Raw genomic sequence first — 22742 nt, 5'->3', positions numbered from 1 at the left:
GGGATTCTCCTAGGCCTGTGCGGCGGAGCCGTGGGCGGAATCGAGGACGGCCAGCACGCGCAGCATCGGGCGGCCCGTCGTCAGCAGGGAGTCGGCGAGGCGGGAGAGGTCGTCCTTCGTCTCCTCGCCCGCGAGGGTGGGCTGCTCCCACTTGCCCAGGCGTTGCCGGTACTCCTCGATCGGGGCGAGGAGAGCCTTGTCCCATTCGGAGCTGTGGAGCGAGAGGAAAGCCTCGGCCGTCTCCAGGGCCGCCGGGATGCCGGCCCGCAGGCCGTCCAGGTCGTGGCGCTGCAACGGGTTGGCCATTGTCGGGCCGATGCCCGCCTCGCGCAGTATCCCCACCATGTCGTCCGTGACCTCGTCGCCCGTGACGGCCATCCACTTCACGACCGTGGGGCGGCCCAGGGCGTTGGAGTAGATGCCCTGTACGAGGTACACGGGCGCCTCGACGTCGGCCGTGATGACCGGGGCCTCCTGGCGGCCCAGCTTCACCAGCACCTTGTCGGTCAACCACTCCACCACCGGGTGGAGATCGGTGAGCAGGGAGATCTCCGGCCAGCTGGAGGTGCCGGACTCGCGGGCCCGTACGAGGGAGCGGTCGGCGAGCTTCCGGTTGAGGGTGACCAACAGGCGCTCGCTCAGGCGCTGCTCGCGACGGTAGTCGGGCGGCAGCGCCTTGAGCCGGTGCACCAGGTCCACCGGCGGCTTGAAGGAGATCAGGCCGTTCTCCGGGTCGCGGTCCATCCCGAGGGTCTGCTGGGCGTCCGGGTAGACCTCCCGCACCGCCTCGTCGACGAACTCACGCGTGGTCGTGAAGAGACGGGGGACGTCAGCCTTCGGCGGGGCCGAGGACTCGTCCGGTGCGGACGCGTCGGAGTCGGGCGTCCCAGCGGCCTCGGCGGTGTCGTCGACCTGGGCGAAGAAGTCGGCCAGGAAGTCGTCGGCCCCGCCCGCCTCCTCTGCGGTGTGCTGGAGGGACTCGTCGACCGTACGGCCCTTGAGCAGGTCCTGGATCAGCGACTTCTCCTCGGCCTCCGCGCGGTACAGGCCGGAGACCGCCTCCGCCGTGCCGAGCGAGCGGTGCGCCTCGTCCTCGCGTTCCAGGAGCCGCTCGGCCACCGTACGGTCGTCCTTCGCGCCGTCCACCTCGCTGGTCAGGATCAGGGCGCGGAACTGCGGCTTGTGGGTCTGGCCGTAGCGGTCGATACGGCCGTTGCGCTGCTCGATGCGGATCAGCGACCAGGGGACGTCGTAGTGGATGAGCTGGTGGCACTGGCGGTGCAAGTTGACGCCCTCGGAGGCGACGTCGCCGGTGAAGAGGATGCGTACGGGTGCGTCGGCGAGGCCGAAGTCCTCGACGCACTGCATCTGCTGCTCGTCGGAGAGTCCGCCGTGCATGACCCGGGCTGCTTCTTCAAGGGCTTTGCCCTTGAAGCCGAGGGCCGCCGGTACGGCGGACCGCAGCCACTCCAGGGTCTGGACGCGCTCGGAGAAGACCACGACCCGGGTCTCACTGCGAGGCCCGACTCCGATTTCCTTCAGCTGCTCGACGAGAGCGGTGAACTTGGCTGAATCCTGATCGGTCAGACCGGCCGTCAGCTCCTGGAGCCGGTGGAGAGCGGCCAGTTCGGCGCCCGTCGTGCTCGGGGCGTCCTTCTTCTCCAGCGTCTTGATGCGGGTCTCGACCGTCGAGCCCAGGGCGGCGTGGGAAGAGAGGAAGGACTTCAGCAGGGTGTACGGGAAGAGCGGGACCTCGCTCACCGAGCGGCTCTCGGTGGGCAGCCAGACCTGGGCGAGTTCCTCGAAGATCTTCTCCTCGGCCGGGGTGGCAGCGCAGCGCACCGACTCGGAGCGACCCCGTTCGGCCCACTGGCCGGACATCTTCTCCCGTACCTCGGCGCTGACCTTGGTGCGCCGGATGAAGAGGTGCTTGATGTCGTCGGCCGAGTAGCGCTCGGGGTCACGGATCGCCGCGGGGTCCAGTAGCGCGATCAGTTCGGCGAAGGAGCGGGCGTTGCCGTTGTGCGGGGTGGCGCTGGCGAGGATGAGGGCGTCGGTCTGCGGGGCGAGGAGCTGTGCGAGCTGGTTGCGGAGCGAACCGCGGTTGATCAGGTTGTGCGACTCGTCGATGACGACGGCGTCCCACCGGATGTGCTCCAGGTGGTGCTTGTACTGATCGGTGTTCTTGAGGGTGTCGATGGAGACGATCACGCGCTTGAAGAACGTGAAGGGGTTGCGGCCCGCCGGGATCTCGCGCTGGATCCGCTCGATGCCCGCGGAGTCGAGCCGGATGAGCGGAATCGCGAATCGCGTCCACAGCTCGTGCTGGAACTGCTCCAAGACGTGCTGCGGGGTCACGACGAGGATGCGCTCGCCCCGCCCGCGGCGGATCAGCTCCGCGAGGGTGAGGCCGATCTCGAGGGTCTTGCCGAGGCCCACGACGTCGGCGATGAGCATGCGGGGGCGGAGGTTGCGTCCGGAGAGCGCGAGCTGCGCCGGCCGCTGCTGGTAGGGGAGAGGGTCGAGCAGGAAGCTGTCGGCGAGGGCCAGGCCGCGCTCGGACTGGGGCAGCGGGGTCTTGCGGAGGATCGCTTCCAGGAAGAGCCGGCTGCGGCGGAAGTTCGGGGAGTCGTCGCTGATCAGCGTGGTTTTGGCGGGGTCCATCAGCTCGATGCCCGGTTCGCCGTCGCGCGTGCGCTCCAGGCCGGTGAAGAACACGGCCTCCTGGTCGCGGACGAACTCGGAGATCCCGACGGCCTCGATGCGGTCACCGTCGTGGTCGGTCCGGGTGACGTTCTTGACCAGCCATTCCTCGTCGCGCACGACGATCTGGGCGCCGGGAGGGAGACTCGTGCCGGTTTCGCCCTGGCCGGATGGCGGGCTGGACTGCTGGGCGGTCACCCGCGGTACCTCCTGGTAGCTGCTGAACTGTGTAAATCTTCGTGTGGCCCGTGGCCCGTGGCCCGGGATAAGGGGCGACGGTCCCCTCTGCCCGACCCGCCCTCGGGCCGTGGGCCGCGGTCCGCTCAGAACGCGGCAGTCGACGCGTACGTCTCGCGTAGCTGGGTCGCGATCCTGCGCGCGGCGGCCGAACGGCGCGGGCCGGCAGGCGGCGTGGACGCGGCCACGGGCTGCGGTGCGGAACCGGCCGCGGGCTCCGAGTCCGGAGCGGTCTCCGCGACGGTGGGGGTGTAGCCCGGAGAGTGAGCCGGTCCGGCTTGCTGCGGGAGCGGGACAGTCGGAGCGAGCGTCGTCGGGTTGGCGTGCGGGGCCGGGACCGGGAGGGTGCCGGCCTCCGCGAAGGCCGCGGTCTGTGTCGTCGGCGGGACGGGGGCCGGTGCCGGGTTGGGCTCCGGCGGTTGGTACCCGACCGCCGCGAGAGAGGTCAGCTGCCGGCGTGCGTGGGCTACCGACACTCCGTGTGACTTGATGACCTCCACGCATTCGGAGACCACCCCGGCCATCGTCGGACGGTCCTGCTGCCCGTACTGCAGCATGGACGACAGGAGGCCGGTCAGTTCAGCGGGGGCTCCTGACAGGTCGGGTGCCTTGTCGGGATTGACGATGTGGCTGAACAGCACCTGCACGTGGTCGGCCTGGTACGGGTAATGGCCGGTGGTCATGTACAGCAGTACGGCCCCGAGGGCGTACACGTCCACGGGAGCCGTCAGCGGCTTCTCCCCGTTCGCCTGCTCCGGGGACATGCAGGCCGGTGTGCCCATCACCATGTTCGGGGCGGTGAGGGAGGCGCTGGACTCGGCGAAGACGGCGAGGCCGAAGTCGATGATCTTGGGCCCGTTGGGGCCGAGCAGGATATTCGCCGGCTTGAGGTCCCTGTGCAGCAGTCCCTGGCCGTGGACCCCGGCCAGCGCCTCGGCCAGGGTGGCTCCGAGCGAAGCGGCCGCCAGGGGCGAGAGGACTCCGCGCGTATCGAGGAGCCGGCGCAGGTCCGGGCCTTCCACGTACTCGGTCGCGAGCCACGGCTGCTCCGACTCCGTGTCGGCCTTCACGAACGCCGCGACGCGCGGCCCCCAGACCGTCTTGAGCACCTCGATCTCTTGGGCGAACCGCTGCCGGGTCTCCGAGTCGACGACCGTCGGCTTGATGACCTTCACCGCGACGGCCTCACCTGCGGCGGACTCGCCCAGATAGACCTGGCCCATGCCGCCGTGGCCGATTCGTCCAAGCAGCGTGAACCCGCCCAGCTCGGCCGGATCGTCCGGGCTCAGCGGCGTTGTGTTCACTCTGGTCCCACCCTTGAAGATCTACCGATGCTCGCGCGCGTACGCGCCAAGGGTATCGGCGGTGTCCGGCGTATGGCCCGGTCGGGGGCGGGTCCCCTGCGCCTTGGCCGGATACCGCCTCCAGCAGCGTTTCGCTATCTGCTGTACCTGGTCGCAGGCACCGTGCGGGGCGGGAGCGCCCGCCGCGGCCTCAGGCCGTGTCCCGGCTGTCCCAGTGGTCCTTGAACCACGCCAGGGTTTTGGAGAGGGACTCGGGGTTGGTGCCGTTCCCCAGGAGCGACAGCCGGACGTTGGGGCGCAGCTCCAGCTTGCCCTCGGGGATGTCGATGCCGTCCAGTTCGTTGAGACGCCGCAGGAGTTCGGAACGCAGCGCGCGGTCGGTGAACGGCTCCCGGGCCGCGAGGTGCTGGAAGACCACCTCCGCCGTGCCACCGCGCCCGCTGCCCGGGTAGAGAGTGAGAGGCCAGATGCCGCTGCCCGGAGCACCCGCGTCGCCGAGCATGAAGAACGCGCTCGTGGTGACGCGGCCCGATCCGTAGCCGATCCAGCCACCGAGTACCTGCCAGCGGGCGAAGAGGTCGCGTACCGCCTCGACCGTCTCGGAGGAGTCGTCGGCGGAGAGTTGCCGGAGGAAGCGCGCGGCCCGCGTCTCCTCGCCCTGGGCGTCTTCGCCGGCACCTTGCTCGGTGCCCTCTCCGTCCACGTCGTCGTCGGTGCCGGCGGCCAGCAGCGCGAGGTCGTCCGCCGTGAGGCGCTGAGCGGGGTCGGCCGCTCCGCTCGCCGTGAAGTGGATGCCGTCGGCGGTCAGCCGGGCGCGGACGTCCCCTCCCGCGTCCTGGGGGCCCCACTGGAAGCCGTCGGCCACCTTCCCGTCACCCGTCAGGACCCGGTACGCATGATCGACCCCAGGCGTGTCGGCCAGGTGGTTGCCGACGGCCTGGGCGCCGGACCCGATGAAGGCGGCGAGGTCGCCGTAGGAGGTCCAGGTGCCGTGGGGGAGGGCCGCGAGCACCTCGTGAGCCAGTTGCCAGTCCCGGCTGCGCTCCGCCCGGCCGACTCCCCGCAATGGCGCCGGCCACAGACTCACCGCGCGGTCGGCGAGCTCGTCGGCACGGGCAAGTATCTCCTTCGCACCCCAGCGGTCGGTCGCGGCGATACGGCGGTTCATCTCCAGATGGCTGCCCTGGAGTAGGTCCTGCTTGCGCTCGAACGGATGGTTCGAAAGCTCCGAGTTGACCGCGGTGAGAGTCAGGTTCCCGAGGGTGTGTTGTAGTCGGGTGTGCAGGTCCCCCGCGCTCTCCCCGTCATCGGCGTCCTCGCTCAGCATTCGGAGCCACTCGTCGCCGGGCGACTGCGGCATGACGTGCTCGATGGTGAGCTGGGCGGCGGTGAAGTCCACCGGTTCGGGGTGCCCGTGACTCTCCTCCAGACGCTGAAGCACCGCCTTGCGCTGGTGCCAGCGCCCGTACTGGTAGAACGGAGCCGTTCGGATCTTCTCGCGCAGTTCTTCGTCGCCGGGCCAGAATCGGTTGTCGGCGGAGAGGAGCTGGTGCAGTCCGTCGGCTACGGGCATATCGCGCGGAAGCTGTCCGGGCACGGCCTGGAAGATCCTGTTGAGGTTGTTCGTCGGCAGTCGGCAGATCATCCGACGGACGAGGAAGCTCTCGACGTACGACAGGGCCCGGGCCGTTTCGGAGGAATCGAGTTCCCCTCTCTCCCGCCGGTCTAGGAGCAGCATCAGCGCCGGATAAGTGGCCTGGGCCTGCCAGTCGTTCAGGCGGCGCAGATGGGCGCGGACCGCCTCGTCCGGCTCCTCCTCGGGGTGGAGCAGCCGCCGGAAGAGAGGGCCGTGGCGGTGCAGTTCCCGGATGTAGGCCTCGATGGCCGCCTCGCTCGTGTCCCCGCGTTCGAACCGGTGCTGTTGAGCCGTGTAGAGGTCTTGGCGGCGGACCCGGTCGTCCCCGTCGAGTACGAGGCGCAGCCACATGAGCTGTTCGAGCTCGTCATTGCCCAGACTTGCCTGCAGCGGCAGCCAGTGGGTCTCGTAGACGTGCTCACCTCGGTCGGGCAGCCGCATGAACAGGTAGTTGCGCAGCAGGTCCGCCTGGCTGAGCTTGAGGCCCGTGTTGTTGAGGGACTCGAAGATGCGGTGCACGTTGTCGCCGTGGTCGGCGGTCACGGCCACGATCGTGAGGCGGGAGGTGATGGCCTGCTCGATCCGGAATACGTCCTGCGGAGCCGCCGGATCCTCGGCCGCGACGAGCTTGCGGCGGAAGAACTTGTAGGCGTCGGCGACGCTGCCTCCGACCGACGTGCTCCTGGGGCCACGGATGTGTGTGGCGAACTGGGACCGGTCGGCCTGGGTCGGCAGCAGGCGAAAGTGGTCGTCACCCTTCTTGCGCTTGTTGATGAGGTATTCCTCGTCGATGCGTTCGGCCTCGTCGGGCCGGGCGTCGGCGATGTGGTCCCGGATCGCCGCCAGGGCGAGGGAGAGCGTGGTCAGCCGCTGCTGACCGTCGACGACGAGCCAGCGGGGGAAGGTCGCCTCGTTCTGCGGGGAGGGCGCGAGGACGACGGAGCCGAGAAAGTGCGTGCTCCCCTGCTCCCCGGACTCGACCAGCTCGACCTGTTCCAGGATGTCGCTCCACAGCTGCTTCAGCTGCTTCTCCGTCCAGGAATACGTCCGCTGGTACAGGGGCACCTGGAACTGCTGGGCCCTCCCCTGTACGAGATCGGCGAACAGGGTCTCCTTCGCCTGCATGGCTCCCCCTCGGTTGGTGCTGCGGCCGCGGCTCGCGCGAACGAATAGGGACAGATTGCATGACCGCTGACCCTCGCCGCCCCGCTTTCCGACGGAACGGGACGATCGTCGTGCGCGAACCCCGCTCTTCATGGTCAGACCGGCAGGCCCGTGTGTTCCTTGATGCGTTTCATGATGATCTGGGAGTTGACCTCCGTGACGCCCGAGAGGGCCGTGAGTTTTTCGATCCAGAGGCGTTCGTACGCGCGGAGGTCCGCCACCGCGATGCGCAGGAGGCAGCCGGGGCTGCCGAAGAGGCGGTAGGCCTCGATGACGTCGGGGATGTTCTGGAGGGCGGCTTCGAAGGCTTCGACGGCCTCGCGGTCGCGGCGGACCTCCACGGAGACCAGGACCTCGAAGCCGCGGCCCACCGCTTCGGGGGAGATCACGGCGCGGTAGCCCTGGATGATGCCTTCCTCTTCCAGCTGGCGGACCCGGCGCATGCAGGGGGAGGGGGTGAGGCCCACGCGCTGGGCCAGCTCCTGGTTGCTGAGCCGGCCGTCGGCCTGGAGCTCGCGCAAGATTTCTTTGTCAATGGCGTCCATTGCGCAATTATCACGCAGGTTGTGTTACAGGGTGGGGGGAAATCGCAATCGCATTGCGCGTAGATCGGCCTACCATTGCCGTTTGTAGAAAATCTGTACGGGCCGTTTCGGGCTGTGTGAAGGAAGGGTCGTGGTCATGGGACGCATCGTCGTGATCAGCACCGGCGGGACGATCGCCAGCCGCTGGCAGGGTTCCGGTTTCGCGGCCGATGCCGACGGGGCCGAGGTCATGGCGACCGCGCCGCTGCCCGAGGGTGTGAGCGTCGAGGTCGTCGATCTGTTCAGTGTGAACAGCCCCCGGCTGACCACCGCGCACCAGTTGACCCTGCTGCGGACCGTGCACGAGGTACTCGCCGATCCGGGTGTGGACGGGATCGTCGTCACGCACGGCACGGACACGCTGGAGGAATCGGCGTTCCTGGTGGACCTGCATCATCGTGATGAGCGTTCTGTGGTCTTCACCGGCTCGCAGCGGCCCATGGGTGCGGCCGACGGGGACGGTCCCGGCAATCTCTACGATGCCCTGCTGACCGCGTCGACCACGCGCGGGCTCGGCGTCCTGATCGCGTTCGCGGGGCGGGTGCACGCGGCCCGCGGGACCGTGAAGACGCAGGCCGTGGCGCTCGATGCCTTTGCCGACCCGTCGAAGCAGTTGTTGGGGAAGGTCGGCTTCGGCAAGGTCACCGTGCTGCGGACGCCGGTGCGGCCCGAGCCCCTGGCGTTGCCCGCGATGCCCGAGGCGCCGGAAGGGCCGCCGCGCGTGGATGTCGTGATGCACCACGTGAGCGGTGACGCGGTGCTGCTGAACGCCGCGGTGGCGGCGGGGGCGCGGGGGATCGTGCTGGTCGGGACGGGCGCGGGCAACGCTACGCCGGAGGTCGTCGACGCGGTGAAGGCGGCTGTCGCGGAGGGCGTGCTGGTGGCGTTGACCACGCGGGTCGCGGCGGGGCCGGTGACGGAGATCTACACCCATGGGGGTGCGGTGGATCTGGTCGCGGCCGGGGCCGTGCCGACGGGGACGCTGCGGGCGCCGCAGGCGCGGGTGGCGGTGCTCGCGGCGTTGCTCTCCGAGGGGGATGTGGGGGAGCGTGTTCAGGTGTTGAGGCGGGTGCTGGCCACGGGTGGGCCCGTGCTGGTTGCCGCCTGACCCTGGCGGGTCCTGACCCTGGCGGGTCCTGACCCTGGCGGGTCGGGCCGGGGGTGCGTGATTCCGGGGCGGGGTCTGGGGTGCCGCTGCGCGGGGCTTGCTCCCCGCCCCGCCCTTTCTCCGTTTCCCGGGGCTCCGCCCCGGACCCCGCGCCTCAAACGCCGGCGGGGCTGGATTCGGCCGCCCCGGACCCTGCGCCTCGAACGCCGGCGGGGCTGGATTCGGCCGCCCCCGACCCTGCGCCTCGAACGCCGGCGGGGCTGGATGCGCCCGGCGGGGCTGGATCGGGTGGGGTTCCCCGTCAGGAGTCCGTGAAGGCCGCCAGGAGGTGGTCCGCCGCCAGGGTGGGGGTCAGGGTGCCCGCCCGGACCGCTGATTCCAGGGTCGGGGCGAGGTCCCGTACCGCCGGGTTCGAGCGGAGGCGTTCCAGGAGTTCGTCGCGGACCATCGACCAGGTCCACTCCACCTGCTGGGCCGCGCGCTTCGACGCCAGGCGGCCGCCCGCTTCCAGGAGCACGCGGTGTTGTTCCAGGCGGTTCCAGACCTCCTCCAGGCCCGTGGATTCCCGGGCGCTGCACGTCAGGACCGGTGGGGTCCACGCGGCGTCGGCCGGGTGCATCAGGCGTAGCGCGCTGGACAGTTCGCGTGCCGCCGCCTTCGCGTCGCGCTCGTGCGGGCCGTCCGCCTTGTTGACGGCGAGGACGTCGGCCAGTTCCAGGACGCCCTTCTTGATGCCCTGGAGGCCGTCGCCGGTGCGCGCGAGGGAGAGGAGGAGGAAGGAGTCGACCATGCCGGCGACCGTGGTTTCGGACTGGCCCACGCCCACCGTTTCGACCAGGACCACGTCGTAGCCCGCGGCCTCCATCACGATGATCGATTCCCGGGTGGCCTTCGCCACCCCGCCCAGCGTCCCCGCCGAGGGGGAGGGCCGGACGAAGGCCGCGGGGTCCACGGAGAGGCGTTCCATGCGGGTCTTGTCGCCCAGGATGGAGCCGCCCGTACGGGTGGAGGAGGGGTCGACCGCCAGGACCGCCACGCGGTGGCCCAGGCCCGTCAGCAGCGTGCCGAAGGCGTCGATGAAGGTGGACTTCCCGACGCCCGGCACACCGCTGATGCCGATCCGGCGCGCCTGCCCCGCGTGGGGGAGGAGTTCCGTCAACAGGCTCTGGGCCAGGGCCCGGTGCGCGGGCAGGGTGGACTCGACGAGGGTGATCGCGCGCGCGATGAACGCGCGCTTCCCGTCGAGTACGCCCTTCGTGTAGGCGGGGATGTCGATCCGCGGCGGCACGGCGGCCCCTACAGCTCGTGCAGCTCGTGGCCCAGGTCCGCGGCGAGCCGCGTCACCAGGTCGTGCGCCGCGTCCGGGATGACCGTGCCGGGCGGGAACACCGCCGTCGCGCCCATTTCCAGGAGCGTGGGGACGTCCGCCGGCGGGATGACCCCACCAACCACGATCATGATGTCCTCGCGGCCCTCCGCGGCGAGGGCCTCGCGCAGCGCCGGCACGAGGGTCAGGTGGCCGGCGGCGAGGGAGGAGACGCCGACCACGTGCACGTCGGCCTCGACGGCCTGGCGGGCCACTTCCTCCGGGGTCTGGAACAGCGGGCCGACGTCCACGTCGAAGCCCAGGTCGGCGAAGGCGGTCGCGATCACCTTCTGGCCGCGGTCGTGCCCGTCCTGGCCCATCTTGCAGACCAGGATGCGCGGGCGGCGGCCCTCCGCCTCCTCGAACCGGTCGACGAGCGCACGGGTGCGCTCCAGGGACGGGGACTCGCCTGCCTCGGTTCGGTACACACCCGAGATCGTACGGATCTGGCTCGCGTGCCGCCCGTACACCTTCTCGAGGGCGTCCGAGATCTCGCCGACCGTGGCCTTCGCGCGCGCCGCGTCGACGGCCAGGGCGAGGAGGTTGCCGTCCCCGCGCTCGGCCGCGTTCGTCAGGGCCCGCAGGGTGTCCTGGGTGACCGCCTCGTCGCGCTCCTCGCGCAGCCGCCGGAGCTTGGCGATCTGCTGGGAGCGGACCGAGGAGTTGTCGACCTTGAGGACGTCGATCTGCTCGTCCGTCGCCACCCGGTACTTGTTGACGCCGATCACCGGCTGACGGCCCGAGTCGATACGGGCCTGCGTGCGGGCCGCCGCCTCCTCCACGCGGAGCTTGGGGATGCCCGCGTCGATGGCCTGCGCCATGCCGCCGGCCGCCTCGACCTCCTGGATGTGCTGCCAGGCCCGGCGCGCCAGGTCGTACGTCAGCTTCTCTACGTACGCGCTGCCGCCCCACGGGTCGATCGAGCGGCAGGTGCCCGACTCCTGCTGGAGCAGGAGCTGGGTGTTGCGGGCGATGCGGGCGGAGAAGTCCGTGGGGAGGGCGAGGGCCTCGTCCAGCGCGTTGGTGTGCAGCGACTGGGTGTGGCCCTGAGTGGCGGCCATCGCCTCGATGCAGGTGCGGGTGACGTTGTTGAAGACGTCCTGCGCCGTGAGGGACCAGCCCGAGGTCTGCGAATGGGTGCGCAGGGACAGGGACTTGGCGTTCTTCGGATCGAACTGCTTGACCAGGCGCGCCCACAGGAGGCGGGCCGCGCGCAGCTTCGCCACCTCCATGAAGAAGTTCATGCCGATCGCCCAGAAGAAGGACAGGCGCGGCGCGAAGGCGTCCACGTCCAGGCCGACGGCCTGCCCGGCCCGCAGGTACTCCACGCCGTCCGCGAGGGTGTACGCCAGCTCCAGGTCGGCCGTGGCCCCGGCTTCCTGGATGTGGTAGCCGGAGATCGAGATGGAGTTGTAGCGGGGCATCTTCTGCGAGGTGAAGGCGAAGATGTCGGAGATGATCCGCATCGAGGGCTTCGGCGGATAGATGTAGGTGTTGCGGACCATGAACTCTTTGAGGATGTCGTTCTGGATGGTCCCGGCGAGCTTGTCGGGGGAGACGCCCTGCTCCTCCGCCGCCACGATGTAGAGGGCGAGGACCGGCAGCACGGCGCCGTTCATCGTCATCGACACCGTCATCTTGTCCAGCGGGATGCCGTCGAAGAGCTGGCGCATGTCGTAGATCGAGTCGATCGCCACGCCCGCCATGCCGACGTCGCCCGTCACCCGCGGGTGGTCGCTGTCGTAGCCGCGGTGCGTGGGCAGGTCGAAGGCGATCGACAGGCCCTTCTGGCCGGAGGCGAGGTTGCGCCGGTAGAAGGCGTTGGACTCCTCGGCCGTGGAGAAGCCCGCGTACTGCCGGATCGTCCAGGGCTGGTTGACGTACATCGTCGGGTACGGGCCGCGCAGGTACGGGGCCACACCCGGGTAGGTCTGGAGGAAGTCCAGGCCCTCCAGGTCGCGGCCCGTGTACAGGGGCTGTACGCCGATGCCCTCGGGGGTCTCCCACAGCAGCTCGGCGGCTCCCGAGCCGGTGGACTCCTTCAGCGCGGTGCGCCACTGATCCTCGGACCCGGCGGCCGGGGCCGCGCCGTCCAGCGCGAGTTCGGAGAAATCGGGGATGCGGGGGGTGCGGTCGGTGCTCAAGACGCGACTCCCATCCGGTCGAGTACGGAGGACAGCACGGCGATCGCGTCGCAGCCGGCGAAGACGTACTCGTCCACGGCCGCCGCGGCGGTGCCGGGCCTGCCCGCGAGGAACACGGTCGTCGCGCCGGCCGAGCGCAGGGCCGCGGCCACCGCCTCGGCCTGCTCCTCGTACAGCGCGTCGCTGGAGCACAGCACGGCCATGCCGTCGGCCCCGCTCGCCGCGTAGGCCGCCGCGGCGGTCTCCGGGGTCACCGACACCGGGTCGTGGACCGGGGTGATGCCGCCCGCCTGGAACAGGTTCGAGGCGAAGGTGGCGCGGGCCGTGTGCGCGGCCGCCGGGCCCAGGGCCGCCAGGAAGACGGTCGGCCGGGCGCCGGTCGCCGCCAGGTGTACGTCGCTGCGGGCGCGCAGTGCCTCGTACGCCTCATCGCGCCGCACGCGCGGCAATCCGCCGGTGAGCGGGGCCGGAGCGGGTTCCCGTACGACCGGCTTCTCGGACAGGTGCGGGAACTCGCTGACTCCGGTGACGGGTTCGCGCCGGGTGGCCAGCTTCTTCGAGCGCGCGGCCCAGGTGGCGGCGAGGCGTTCGGCGACCAGCCCGGAGCGCAGCGCGGCGGCCTGGCCGCCCGCCTTCTCGACGGTCTGGAAGAACTCCCAGGCGGCGTGGGCGAGTTCGTCGGTGAGCTGCTCGACGTAGTACGAGCCGCCCGCCGGGTCGATCACCCGGGCCAGGTGGGACTCCTCCAGCAGGATCGTGGAGGTGTTGCGGGAGATGCGGCGCGCGAACGCGTCGGGCAGGCCCAGCTCTTGGTCGAACGGGAGCACGGTGACCGCGTCGGCTCCGCCCACGCCCGCCGCCATGCAGGCGACGGTGGTGCGCAGCATGTTCACCCACGGGTCGCGGCGGGTCATCATCACCGGCGAGGTCACGGCGTGCTGGCGCTGTGCGCCGGCCGCCGGAGCTCCGCAGGCTTCGGCGATCCGGGCCCACAGGCGGCGGGCGGCGCGCAGCTTGGCGATGGTGAGGAACTGGTCGGCGGTGGCGGCGTAGCGGAACTCCAGCTCGCCGAAGGCCGCTTCGGTGCTCAGACCCGACTCGGTGAGGGCGCGCAGGTAGGCGACCCCGGTGGCCAGGGAGAGCCCCAGCTCCTCGGCGGCGCTGCCGCCCGCCTCGTGGTACGGCAGGGCGTCGACGGTCAGGGCGCGCACGTGCGGCCAGGCGGCCGTCTCGGCGGCGAGCGCGGCGGCCCGCGCCAGGTCCAGGGCCTCGCCCGTCCGGGCCTCGTGGCCCAGCGGGTCGGCGCCCAGGGAGGCGTGGGCGGCCTCGGGGGCTACCCGGCGCTCGGCGTACAGCGCGAGCAGGGCCCGGGCGGCCTCCGCGTACTGGGCTCCGGGGTCCAGGGACACGGGCGCGAGGTCGAGGTAGACCCCCTCCAGCGCCCGGCCCAGGCCCTCGGCGGGCAGGCCGGCGTCGCCGACGGCCAGCCACAGCGAGGTGGTGCCGTTCTCCAGGTCGGCCAGGGCCGCGTCGTTCACCCGTACGGGGTCGGTGCCCGCGATCCGCTGGCGCACGTCCCAGCCCGAGGCGGCGCTGCCCTCGGCGCGTCCGCCCCGCACGAACGGCGCGAACCCGGGAAATCCGGTGTCCGGCGCGGTTTCGGGCGCGGTGTACAGCGGGCGGGTGGTGAGCCCGTCTTCAAGCTTCGTGGACAACGCGTCTTCCGCTGCCTCGCCGGAAACTTCCTTGCCCGACTTGCGCAGCACGCCCTCTACCAGGCGCTGCCACTGCTCATGCGTCGCGTCAGGGAATTCGGCGGCCAAGGAGAGCCCGTCATCAGGCAGGACCGTCATGGCTCGAATGTTAGGGGGGTCCTTGTGAACGACCTATAACCACCGGATGTGATCTCGCCCTCTCATGTGAGTCGGGAGGGGTCACGGAAGAGCGGGGCGAGCAGGACGGTCGCGGAGGCTACCGGGAGTACGGCGGGACCCGCGTGCGGGGCGACGATCCGCCGCCCGTACCGGTCCTGGTCGCCGGCCGCGCCGCGGATCTCGTCGAGGTAGCCGTCGTGGAGGATGCTGGACAGTTCGGCGACCACCATGACGGCCGGGTTGAACACGTCGAGGAGCAGGGCGGCGGCCCGGCCGACCGTACGGGCGCGTTCGCGCAGCAGCCGGTCGGCGCGGGGGTCGCCGGTGGCGGCGGCGTCGACCAGGAGGTGGACGGAAGGCTCCGGGACGATGCCCCGGCGCACGGCCTCGGCGCCGAGGACCCCGTCGGAGGCGCTCGCCTGGAGACAACCCGTACGGCCGCACGCGCAGGGGGCCGGCGAACCGGGCACCGGGAGGTGCGCGACGTCCCCGGCGGCGGCTCCGGGGCCCTGGTGCACGGTGCCCTCGATGCCGAAGGCGGCGTCGACGACGTTGCCGATGAAGAGGTGGAGGACGCTGGAGCGGGCCTCCGGGCGGCCGAAGAGGATCTCGGCGTGGGCGACGGCGCGGGCGTGGTTGTCCACGGAGACGGGAAGCCCGAGGCGGTCCGAGAGCTCGGCGCCGAGGGGGAGCTCGCGCCAGCCGAGGGCGTCGTGGCGCACGACGGTGCCGTCGGAGGGGCGGACCCAGCCCCCGAGGGCCGCGCCGAGACCGAGAAGGGGGCGGCCGGCGGGGCTGGACTCCCGCAGGAACCGGCCGAGTTCGGCGGCGATGGCGGCGGGGAGGCGGCCGGGGGAGATGCCCGCGTGCGAGAAGGCCCGGCGGGCCAGGACGCGGCCGCGCAGGTCCACCAGGCTGAAGGTGGAGGACGGCACGCCGATGTGCAGGCCGGCGGCGAGGGGGCCGCCGAGGGGGCCGGTGTGCAGGTCCAGGGGGATGCGGGGGCGGCCGGGGCCGGGGGTGGTTCCGGACCCGGGCGCGGTACCGGACCCGGGCGCGGTACCGGACCCGGGCGCGGTACCCGGTCCGGGCGTGGTGCCGGACCCGGACCCGTACCCGGGCGTGGTACCGGTTGCGGACCTGGCACCGGTACGGGACCCTGCACCGGCACCGGTCGCCGCGGGCGGCTGCTCCGGTCCGGGGCGCTCGCACAGCAGGCCGGCGCGGAGCAGGGCCGTGGTCTGCCGGGACACGGCGGCAGGACTGAGACCGCAGAGCTGCGGGATGTCGCTCCGCGCGAGGGGGCCGTGGCTCAGGACGGTGCGGAGCACGGCGGCGGCATTGGCGGCGGCCCGGCTGTCACCGGGGGTGGGGGGCACGGGCAGGCTCCTCGGGGGGTGGGGTGTGGTCCCGATCATGCCGTGTCGCCGCGCGCGGCGGGGGCGGGTCGGTGGGGTAGCCCCGTGCCGCGGGGCTTCCCGGGGGCCGACCCCCGGACCCCTGCGCCTCAAACGCCGGCGGGGCTGGGTGGAGGGTGGAGCCGTGTGGCGCGGTGCGGCGCCGCACCTGGGGCTCCGCCCCGGACCCGCGCCTCAAACGCCGGCGGGCTGATTACGCCGCCCCGGCCCCGCCCCGGCCCCGCGCCGCAAGCGCCGGACGGCCGATGGCGGGGCTCCGCCCGGGTCCGGCGCCGCACGCCCGGCCGGGCCGGCTCCTGGCTGCTGGTGGTGTGCGGATCCGTTGCCTGGGCTCTGCCCCGGCGCCGGCGGGGCTGCCGGTGGGCGGGGCTGCGTGGCGGGTGCGTTGCGGGGGCGTGAAATCAGGCCATGGGTTTCGGCCGTTCCGGGAGTGGCGGGAAATGGTGAATTGGCAGGTCACAGTAGGTGTGGGACGGGGGCTGGGCGTGAAGGTCCGGGGTGCTCGGTGGGGTTGACCGGGGGTGGGGGCGCTGGCAGTCTCCGGGACATGACCGCGACCGAGTTCCTCGCCCCGCGGCTCCACACCCCCGGCCTCTGTACCGCGCCGGGCGAGTGTCAGGGCCGTCGCTGTACGGCCCCGCGCTGTTCCTGAGCGTGTGCCGCTGAGCGTCTCAGCCCTGAGGCCCTGAGGCCCTGAGGTCCTGAGCCTCGGAGTCCTTGACCCTCGGAGCCGGAGCCTCGGCCCCCGGAGCCGGAGCCTCGGACACCCGGAGCCTCGGCCCCCGGAGCCGGAGCTTCTGAGCCCGTGAGCCACTGAGTCCCCGAGCGGCTGGGCGTTCGTCCCGCCGTCGGGGGTGTGCTCCGGGGCCTGCGCCGTCTCACCGCCGGATGGTGGCGGGACCCTGCGGCTCAGGCCGATGGCTTCCGAGCGCGCCGCCCGCTCACACCCGTCGCCGGCGCCGGCGCCGGTCGCCCGTCGAACCTCGTCGCCCGCCGGCTCCTACCTGCCGAACTTCGTCGCCCGCCACCGGCCTCCGCCCGCCGGACGTCGCGGCCCCGCTCGCCCCGCCCCGGCCGTCCGCCGGACTCCACTCCGTCTGCTTGTCCGTCCGCCCGACCTCGTAGCCCGCCGATCCCGCGCCGCACCGCCGGTCCCCATCCATCCGTCTTCCCCGGCCGGATCGCCGCCGTCTTCGCTTCCCTCATTTCTTCCTCTGCGGAAATAAACAAGGAGCCCATCATGTCCACTGCCACCCGCACCGACCTCACCGTCACCAAGATCGGCGGCCGCATAGGCGCAGAGATCGGCGGGGTCCGGCTTGGCGGCGAGCTCGAAGGCGAGGCCGTCGCCGGGATCCGGGCCGCGCTGCTCGCCCACAAGGTCGTCTTCTTCCGCGGTCAGGACCACCTCGACGAGGACGGTCACGAGGCCTTCGCCGAGCTGCTCGGCGCGCCGGTCGCGCACCCCACCGTGCCCTCCGCCGACGGGCGTTACGCGCTCGGCATCGACTCCCACCACGGAGCCCGCGCCAACCAGTGGCACACGGACGTCACCTTCGTCCCCGCCTACCCCGCCTTCTCCATCCTGCGCGCCGTCACCATCCCGCCCTACGGGGGCAACACCCTGTGGGCCAACACGGCCACCGCGTACGCCGGCCTGCCCGAGCCGCTGCGCGTCCTCGCCGACAGCCTGCGCGCCGTGCACTCCAACGAATACGACTACGCGGCCCTGAAGCCCGACGCCCTTCCCGAGGCGCTCGCCCAGTACCGCGAGGTGTTCACCTCGACCAAGTTCCTCACCGAGCACCCGGTGGTCCGGGTCCACCCCGAGACCGGTGAACGCACCCTGCTGCTCGGCAACTTCGTCCAGCGGATCAACGGGCTCACCGGCCGCGACTCGCGCCTCCTCCAGGACCTCTTCCAGGCCCACATCGAGCTCCCCGAGAACACCGTCCGCTGGCAGTGGCAGGCCGGTGACGTCGCGATCTGGGACAACCGCGCCACCCAGCACTACGGCGTCGACGACTCCGACGACCACGAGCGCACCCTGCGCCGCGTGACGGTCGACGGCGACGTCCCGGTCGGGCCCGACGGGGTTCCGTCCCGGCTGATCAGCCCCGAGACCGTGCCGGACCCGGCCTTCGGCATCGCCTCCGGAGCCTCCAACTCCGACTCCCACTCCGGCTCCGGCTCCGGCTCCGAAGCCTGAGCCGAACAGAACCCCGGTCGACCCCGGTCGACCCCGAACCACCCGTCTCCCCATCTCCGTCAGCCAAGGAGCGCTCCGTGCCCAAGCTGCTCGCCCTCACCGGCAGCCCGTCCCTCCACTCCCGTACCGACGTGGTCGCCGATCACGTGCTGCGCCGCCTGAACCACGCCGGGTACGAGACCGCGCAGCTCGCTGTCCGGGAGCTCCCCGCCGCCGATCTGCTCGCCGCGCGCCGCGGCGAGCCGGAGATCCTCCGGGCCCTGTCGGCCGTCGCCGAAGCCGACGGGATCGTCATCGCGACGCCCGTCTACAAGGCCTCGTACACAGGGCTCCTCAAGGCCTTCCTCGACCTGCTCCCGCAGGACGGGCTGGCCGGGAAGACGGTCTTCCCGCTGGCCACCGGTGGCAGCCTCGCCCACGTCCTGACCATCGACTACGCCCTGCGCCCGGTCCTCGCCGCGCTCGGTGCCCGGCACGTCACCGCCGGCCGCTTCGTCCTGGACTCCTCCGTCGAGCGCGGGGCCGGCCCGGACCGGCTGCGCCCGGAGGCGGAGCTGGACCTGTACCAGGCCGTCGACGAGTTCGCCGAAGCCCTGCGCGCGGCTCAGGCCGCCGCGCTCGCCACCGCGCGCTGATCTCCGTACGGAAACCGTCCCACCTGCACTACCCGCCCTACTCGCCCGACCCGGATCGACAAGGAATCGCGATGTCCGCAGCTTTCACCACCACCCGCACCTCCCGACGCCAGTTCCTCACCCTGCTCGGCATCTCGGCGGCCGCGGTGAGCTGCGGGACGGCGACCGCCGGCGGCGGCTCCGGCGGCGAGCAGATCACCTCCCTGAAGTACCAGGGCGCCGTCGGCGCGGTCACGCTCCCCGAGCTCGCCGCCGACCTCGGCTACCTCGGCGACGTGACCCTGGACTGGGTCGGCAACACCATCAGCGGCCCGCAGGACATCCAGTCCGCCGCCACCGGTCAGACCCACTTCGGCAGCGCCTTCAACGGCGCGGTCATCAAGCTCGCCTCCACCAAGGCCCCGATCAAGGCCGTCGTTTCCTCCTACGGCTCCGACCAGTACTCCTACGGGGGCTACTACGTACTGGAGGACAGCCCGATCCGCTCGGCCCGAGACCTGATCGGCAAGAAGGTCGGCATGAACACCCTGGGCGCCCACTACCAGGCCCTGCTCGACACCTACCTGAGCCGCAACGGCCTCTCCAAGGCGGACGCGGCCAAGGTCGAGCCCATCGTGGTTCCCCCCGTCAACACCGAACAGTCGCTGCGGGCGAAGCAGATCGAGGTCGGGGTCCTCACCGGAGTCCTGCGCGACAAGGCCCTCGCGACCGGCGGCATCCGCCCGCTGTTCACCGACGTCGAACTGCTCGGCCCGTTCAGCGCCGGTACTTACATCATGACCGAGCGCTTCATCAAGCAGAACCCGGACACCGTACGGACGTTCGTGACCGGGGTGGCCAAGGCCATCGACTGGTCCCGCACCACTCCGCGCGAGGAGGTCATCGCGCGGATGACGGAGATCGTCAAGAAGCGCGGCCGCAACGAGGACACGGCGACCCTGAAGTACTGGCGCTCCTACGGGGTCGCCGAGAAGGGCGGCCGGATCGAGGAGAAGGGCTTCCAGCTCTGGCTCGACTGGCTCGGCGAGCGCGGCGAGATCAAGCCGGGGCAGCTCAAGGCGGCCGACCTCTTCACCAACGAGTTCAACGGACACGGGAAGGGCTGACCGGCTGCCATGGCGAAGATCGTGTTCGAGTCCGTGACGAAGACCTTCCCGACGAAGGACAAGAAGAACAGGGAGGAGTTCACCGCCCTCGACGGCATCGACCTGGAGATCGGGTCGGGGGAGTTCGTGGTCGTCGTGGGCCCCAGCGGCTGCGGCAAGTCCACCCTCCTGGACCTGCTCGGCGGCCTGACCCCGCCCACCTCCGGCCGGATCCTGCTCGACGGCAAGCCGGTCACCGGTCCGGGGCTCGACCGGGGCATCGTCTTCCAGCAGTACGCGCTGCTGCCGTGGCGCACCGCGCTGGGCAATATCGAGTTCGGCCTGGAGGCCACCGGCGTCCCGCGCCGCCAACGCGCGGCGAAAGCCCGTGAGTTCCTGGACCTCGTCGGTCTCACCGGGTTCGAGGACCGGCACCCGCACGAACTGTCCGGCGGCATGCGCCAGCGGGTCGCCATCGCTCGCTCGCTCGCGTACGACCCGGACGTGCTGCTGATGGACGAGCCGTTCGCCGCGCTCGACGCGCAGACCCGCGAGTCCCTCCAGGACGAACTGCGCCGGATCTGGCAGAGCACCGGCAAGACGATCGTGTTCATCACGCACGGCATCGAAGAGGCCGTGTACCTCGGGCAGCGGGTGGCCGTCATCACCTCCCGCCCCGGCAGGGTCAAGCAGGTCGTCCCGGTGTCGTTCGGCGACCGGGCCACCGGTGCCACCGGTGAAGACCTGCGCTCCAGCCCGGAGTTCGCCCGCTACCGCCACGAGATCTGGACCCTGCTCCACGACGAGGTGGCCCGCGCCCAGCAACTGGAGAAGGAGGAGGTCGCCGTATGAGCACGACGGTGGAAGCAGCGGTAGCGGCGGAGGCGGACGTCAAGACGAACGCCGAGGCCGACGTCGAGCCTGACGCCAAGACGGATGAGGCGGCGACAGCCGTACGGGACCTCGCGCCGCCGGAGGTACGGACCCCCGCGCGGCCTCCCGTACGGCGACCGGCCACGGCCCTGGCCCTGCGCGTCCTGCGGGGGCTGCGGGCGGTGGCGCTGCGCTCGGCGGCGATCCTCGCGCTGCTCGCCCTGTGGGAGGCGGCGCCACGGCTGGGGCTCGTCGACGCGACGTTCCTGCCGCCGGTGAGCGAGGTCGCCAAGGCCTGGTGGGAGCTGCTGGGCAACGGGCAGCTCGCCGAGCACAGCCAGGCCAGCCTGGCCCGCTCCTTCGGCGGATTCGGCATCGCGGTGGCCGTCGCGGTCCCGCTCGGCCTGCTGATCGGCTGGTACCGGCCGGTGGCGGCGCTGCTCGGGCCGCTGCTGGAGGTGTTCCGCAACACGGCGGCGCTCGCGCTGTTGCCGGTGTTCGTCCTGCTGCTGGGCATCGGGGAGACCTCGAAGGTCTCGATCGTCGTGTACGCCTGCGTCTGGCCGATCCTGCTGAACACCATCAGCGCCGTGGGCAACGCCGATCCGACGCTGGTGAAACTGGCCCGCTCGATGGACCTGTCCACGCCGAAGCTGTTCCAGAAGGTGATCCTGCCGGCGTCGGTGCCGGTCATCTTCACGGGCATCCGGCTGGCGGGGGCCGTCTCCATCCTGGTCCTCGTCGCGGCCGAGATGATCGGCGCGAAGGCGGGCCTCGGCTACCTGATCAACGCCTCGCAGTTCAACTTCGCGATCCCGCAGATGTACGCGGGCATCGTCACGATCTCCGCGATCGGCCTCGCCTTCAACCAGGTCCTCGTCACGATCGAACGCCGCCTGAGCACGTGGCGCGTCCCGTCCTGAGGCCCCGGCCCCCCGGCCGCCGGCCGCTCGGGCCGTCCGGCCCGCCACGACCACCCCTGCGGGCGCCGCGCGCCCGACTCCCCACCGAGGACAAGAAATGACCGCACCCCGGACCCTCCACCTCAACGCCTTCCTCATGAACGCCGGCCACCACGACGCCGCCTGGCGCCACCCGGCCAGCAGCCCCGAGCGGATCACCGATCTGCGCTACTTCCAGGAACTGGCCCGCACCGCCGAGCGCGGACGGCTCGACTCGATCTTCTTCGCCGACGGGGTCGCCCTCTGGGGCAAGGCCCGCTACAACGCCGTCGGCGGCTTCGAGCCGCTCACCCTGCTCTCCGCGATCGCCGCCGTCACCGAGCACATCGGGCTCATCGCCACCGTCTCCACCACCTTCAACGAGCCCTTCAACACCGCGAGGAAGTTCGCCTCCCTCGACCACATCAGCGGCGGCCGCGCCGGCTGGAACATCGTCACCTCCGGCAGCGTCGACGAGGCCCGCAACTTCAACCGGGAGGAGCACCTGGAGCACAACCTCCGCTACGACCGGGCCCGCGAGTTCCTCGACGTGGCCACCAAGCTCTGGGACAGCTGGGAGGACGACGCGATCGTCCTCGACAAGGAGAACGGCGTCTACGCCGACACCGACAAGCTCCACCCCGCCGCGCACAAGGGCGAGTACTTCGGCGTCGCCGGACCGCTCAACGTGCCCCGCTCCCCGCAGGGCCACCCGCTGCTCGTGCAGGCCGGCTCCTCCGAGGACGGCAAGGAGTTCGCCGCCCAGTACGCCGAGGCCGTCTTCACCGCCCAGCAGACCCTCGCCGACGGGCAGACCTTCTACAAGGACCTCAAGTCCCGCCTCGCCAAGTACGGCCGTTCCGAGGACGAGCTGCTCGTGCTGCCCGGCATCGCCCCCGTCATCGGCTCCACCGAGGCCGAGGCCAGGGCCCTGGAGCAGGAGCTCACCGAGCTCCAGATCCCGGAGTACGGCCTCGCGCAGCTCTCCAACATGCTGGGCGTGGACCTCAGCGGGCTGCCGCTCGACGGCGGGCTGCCCGAGCTGCCCGAGGAGCGGGACATCAACGGCAACAAGAGCCGCTTCACGCTCGTCGCCGAGCTCGCCCGCCGCGAGGGCCTGACCCTGCGCGAGCTGATCGCCCGGCTGGGCGCCGGCCGCGGCCACCGCGTCTTCGCGGGGACGCCCGAGCAGATCGCCGACCAGCTGGAGGAGTGGTTCACCCAGGGGGCCGCCGACGGCTTCAACATCATGGCTCCCGTACTCCCCACCGGGCTGACCGACTTCGTCGACCAGGTCGTGCCGATCCTCCAGCGCCGCGGGCTCTTCCGCACCGAGTACACCGGCCGGACCCTGCGCGAGAACTACGGACTGGCGCGCCCGGCCAACCGCTACACGGCAGCCGGAGCCACCGCCGGAGCCGGGGCGTGAGCGAGCACGTCACCGACGTGCTCGTGGTCGGC

Annotated in this window: 15 protein-coding genes; 7 read left to right on the top strand and 8 right to left on the bottom strand. The window is 71.5% G+C overall.

All coding sequences use genetic code 11. The features are described 5' to 3' along the window. Positions 1-9: 9 nt before the first annotated feature. The 4 genes from ACFWBW_RS22645 to ACFWBW_RS22630 form a co-directional block, all read right to left on the bottom strand. Positions 10-2901 (bottom strand): DEAD/DEAH box helicase, encoded by a 2892-nt coding sequence (locus ACFWBW_RS22645; protein WP_385375092.1) that lies wholly within the window; start codon positions 2899-2901, stop codon positions 10-12. A gap of 125 nt (positions 2902-3026) precedes the next feature. After that, positions 3027-4244, bottom strand: coding sequence for a protein kinase (locus tag ACFWBW_RS22640; RefSeq protein ID WP_385375090.1), 1218 nt, complete (start codon positions 4242-4244; stop codon positions 3027-3029). A 190-nt stretch (positions 4245-4434) separates the two neighbouring features. After that, positions 4435-7005 (bottom strand): DUF262 domain-containing protein, encoded by a 2571-nt coding sequence (locus tag ACFWBW_RS22635; RefSeq protein ID WP_385375088.1) that lies wholly within the window; start codon positions 7003-7005, stop codon positions 4435-4437. A 134-nt stretch (positions 7006-7139) separates the two neighbouring features. Beyond that, a complete protein-coding gene (locus tag ACFWBW_RS22630) occupies positions 7140-7589 on the bottom strand; it encodes an Lrp/AsnC family transcriptional regulator (protein ID WP_385375087.1) in 450 nt (149 codons plus the stop codon). A gap of 136 nt (positions 7590-7725) precedes the next feature. Between ACFWBW_RS22630 and ACFWBW_RS22625 the strand changes: the two genes are divergently transcribed. Then, a complete protein-coding gene (locus ACFWBW_RS22625; protein WP_385375085.1) occupies positions 7726-8736 on the top strand; it encodes an asparaginase in 1011 nt (336 codons plus the stop codon). A gap of 301 nt (positions 8737-9037) precedes the next feature. On the opposite strand, the gene meaB is transcribed toward ACFWBW_RS22625, so the two are convergent. From meaB to ACFWBW_RS22605, 4 genes are all read right to left on the bottom strand, one after another. Further along, positions 9038-10024, bottom strand: a complete 987-nt coding sequence (gene meaB, locus ACFWBW_RS22620; RefSeq protein ID WP_385375084.1) for a methylmalonyl Co-A mutase-associated GTPase MeaB — start codon at positions 10022-10024, stop codon at positions 9038-9040. An 8-nt stretch (positions 10025-10032) separates the two neighbouring features. After that, on the bottom strand, positions 10033-12222 hold the full coding sequence (gene scpA, locus ACFWBW_RS22615; protein WP_385375138.1) for a methylmalonyl-CoA mutase: 2190 nt from the start codon (positions 12220-12222) through the stop codon (positions 10033-10035). Positions 12223-12242: 20 nt separating this feature from the next. Beyond that, complete coding sequence (locus tag ACFWBW_RS22610; RefSeq protein ID WP_385375082.1) at positions 12243-14099, bottom strand: methylmalonyl-CoA mutase family protein; 1857 nt, start codon at positions 14097-14099, stop codon at positions 12243-12245. 62 nt (positions 14100-14161) lie between these two features. Further along, on the bottom strand, positions 14162-15499 hold the full coding sequence (locus ACFWBW_RS22605) for an ROK family protein (RefSeq protein WP_385375081.1): 1338 nt from the start codon (positions 15497-15499) through the stop codon (positions 14162-14164). 1279 nt (positions 15500-16778) lie between these two features. Here ACFWBW_RS22605 and ACFWBW_RS22600 point away from each other — a divergent pair. The 6 genes from ACFWBW_RS22600 to ACFWBW_RS22575 all read left to right on the top strand — a co-directional run bounded on the left by ACFWBW_RS22600 (position 16779) and on the right by ACFWBW_RS22575 (position 22710). Then, the gene (locus tag ACFWBW_RS22600; protein ID WP_385375079.1) at positions 16779-17747 is read left to right on the top strand and encodes a TauD/TfdA dioxygenase family protein; all 969 of its coding nucleotides are present in this window, start codon (positions 16779-16781) and stop codon (positions 17745-17747) included. A 77-nt stretch (positions 17748-17824) separates the two neighbouring features. Beyond that, positions 17825-18382: an NADPH-dependent FMN reductase gene (gene ssuE, locus ACFWBW_RS22595; protein ID WP_385375077.1), complete on the top strand. Its 558-nt coding sequence runs from the start codon at positions 17825-17827 to the stop codon at positions 18380-18382. Between the two features lie 71 nt (positions 18383-18453). Then, positions 18454-19488 (top strand): ABC transporter substrate-binding protein, encoded by a 1035-nt coding sequence (locus ACFWBW_RS22590; protein ID WP_385375075.1) that lies wholly within the window; start codon positions 18454-18456, stop codon positions 19486-19488. A 9-nt stretch (positions 19489-19497) separates the two neighbouring features. Further along, positions 19498-20319, top strand: coding sequence for an ABC transporter ATP-binding protein (locus tag ACFWBW_RS22585; protein ID WP_385375073.1), 822 nt, complete (start codon positions 19498-19500; stop codon positions 20317-20319). Further along, positions 20316-21263 (top strand): ABC transporter permease, encoded by a 948-nt coding sequence (locus ACFWBW_RS22580; RefSeq protein ID WP_385375071.1) that lies wholly within the window; start codon positions 20316-20318, stop codon positions 21261-21263. The genes ACFWBW_RS22585 and ACFWBW_RS22580 overlap by 4 nt, the downstream gene beginning before the upstream one ends. A 97-nt stretch (positions 21264-21360) precedes the next feature. Further along, positions 21361-22710 (top strand): LLM class flavin-dependent oxidoreductase, encoded by a 1350-nt coding sequence (locus tag ACFWBW_RS22575; protein WP_385375069.1) that lies wholly within the window; start codon positions 21361-21363, stop codon positions 22708-22710. The last annotated feature ends 32 nt before the right edge of the window (positions 22711-22742 follow it).

It is taken from the genome of Streptomyces sp. NPDC059957, assembly GCF_042730015.1.
Classification (GTDB): Bacteria; Actinomycetota; Actinomycetes; order Streptomycetales; family Streptomycetaceae; genus Streptomyces.
Note: the sequence above shows the minus strand (reverse complement) of the source record. Positions and strands in the feature narration are given on the sequence as shown.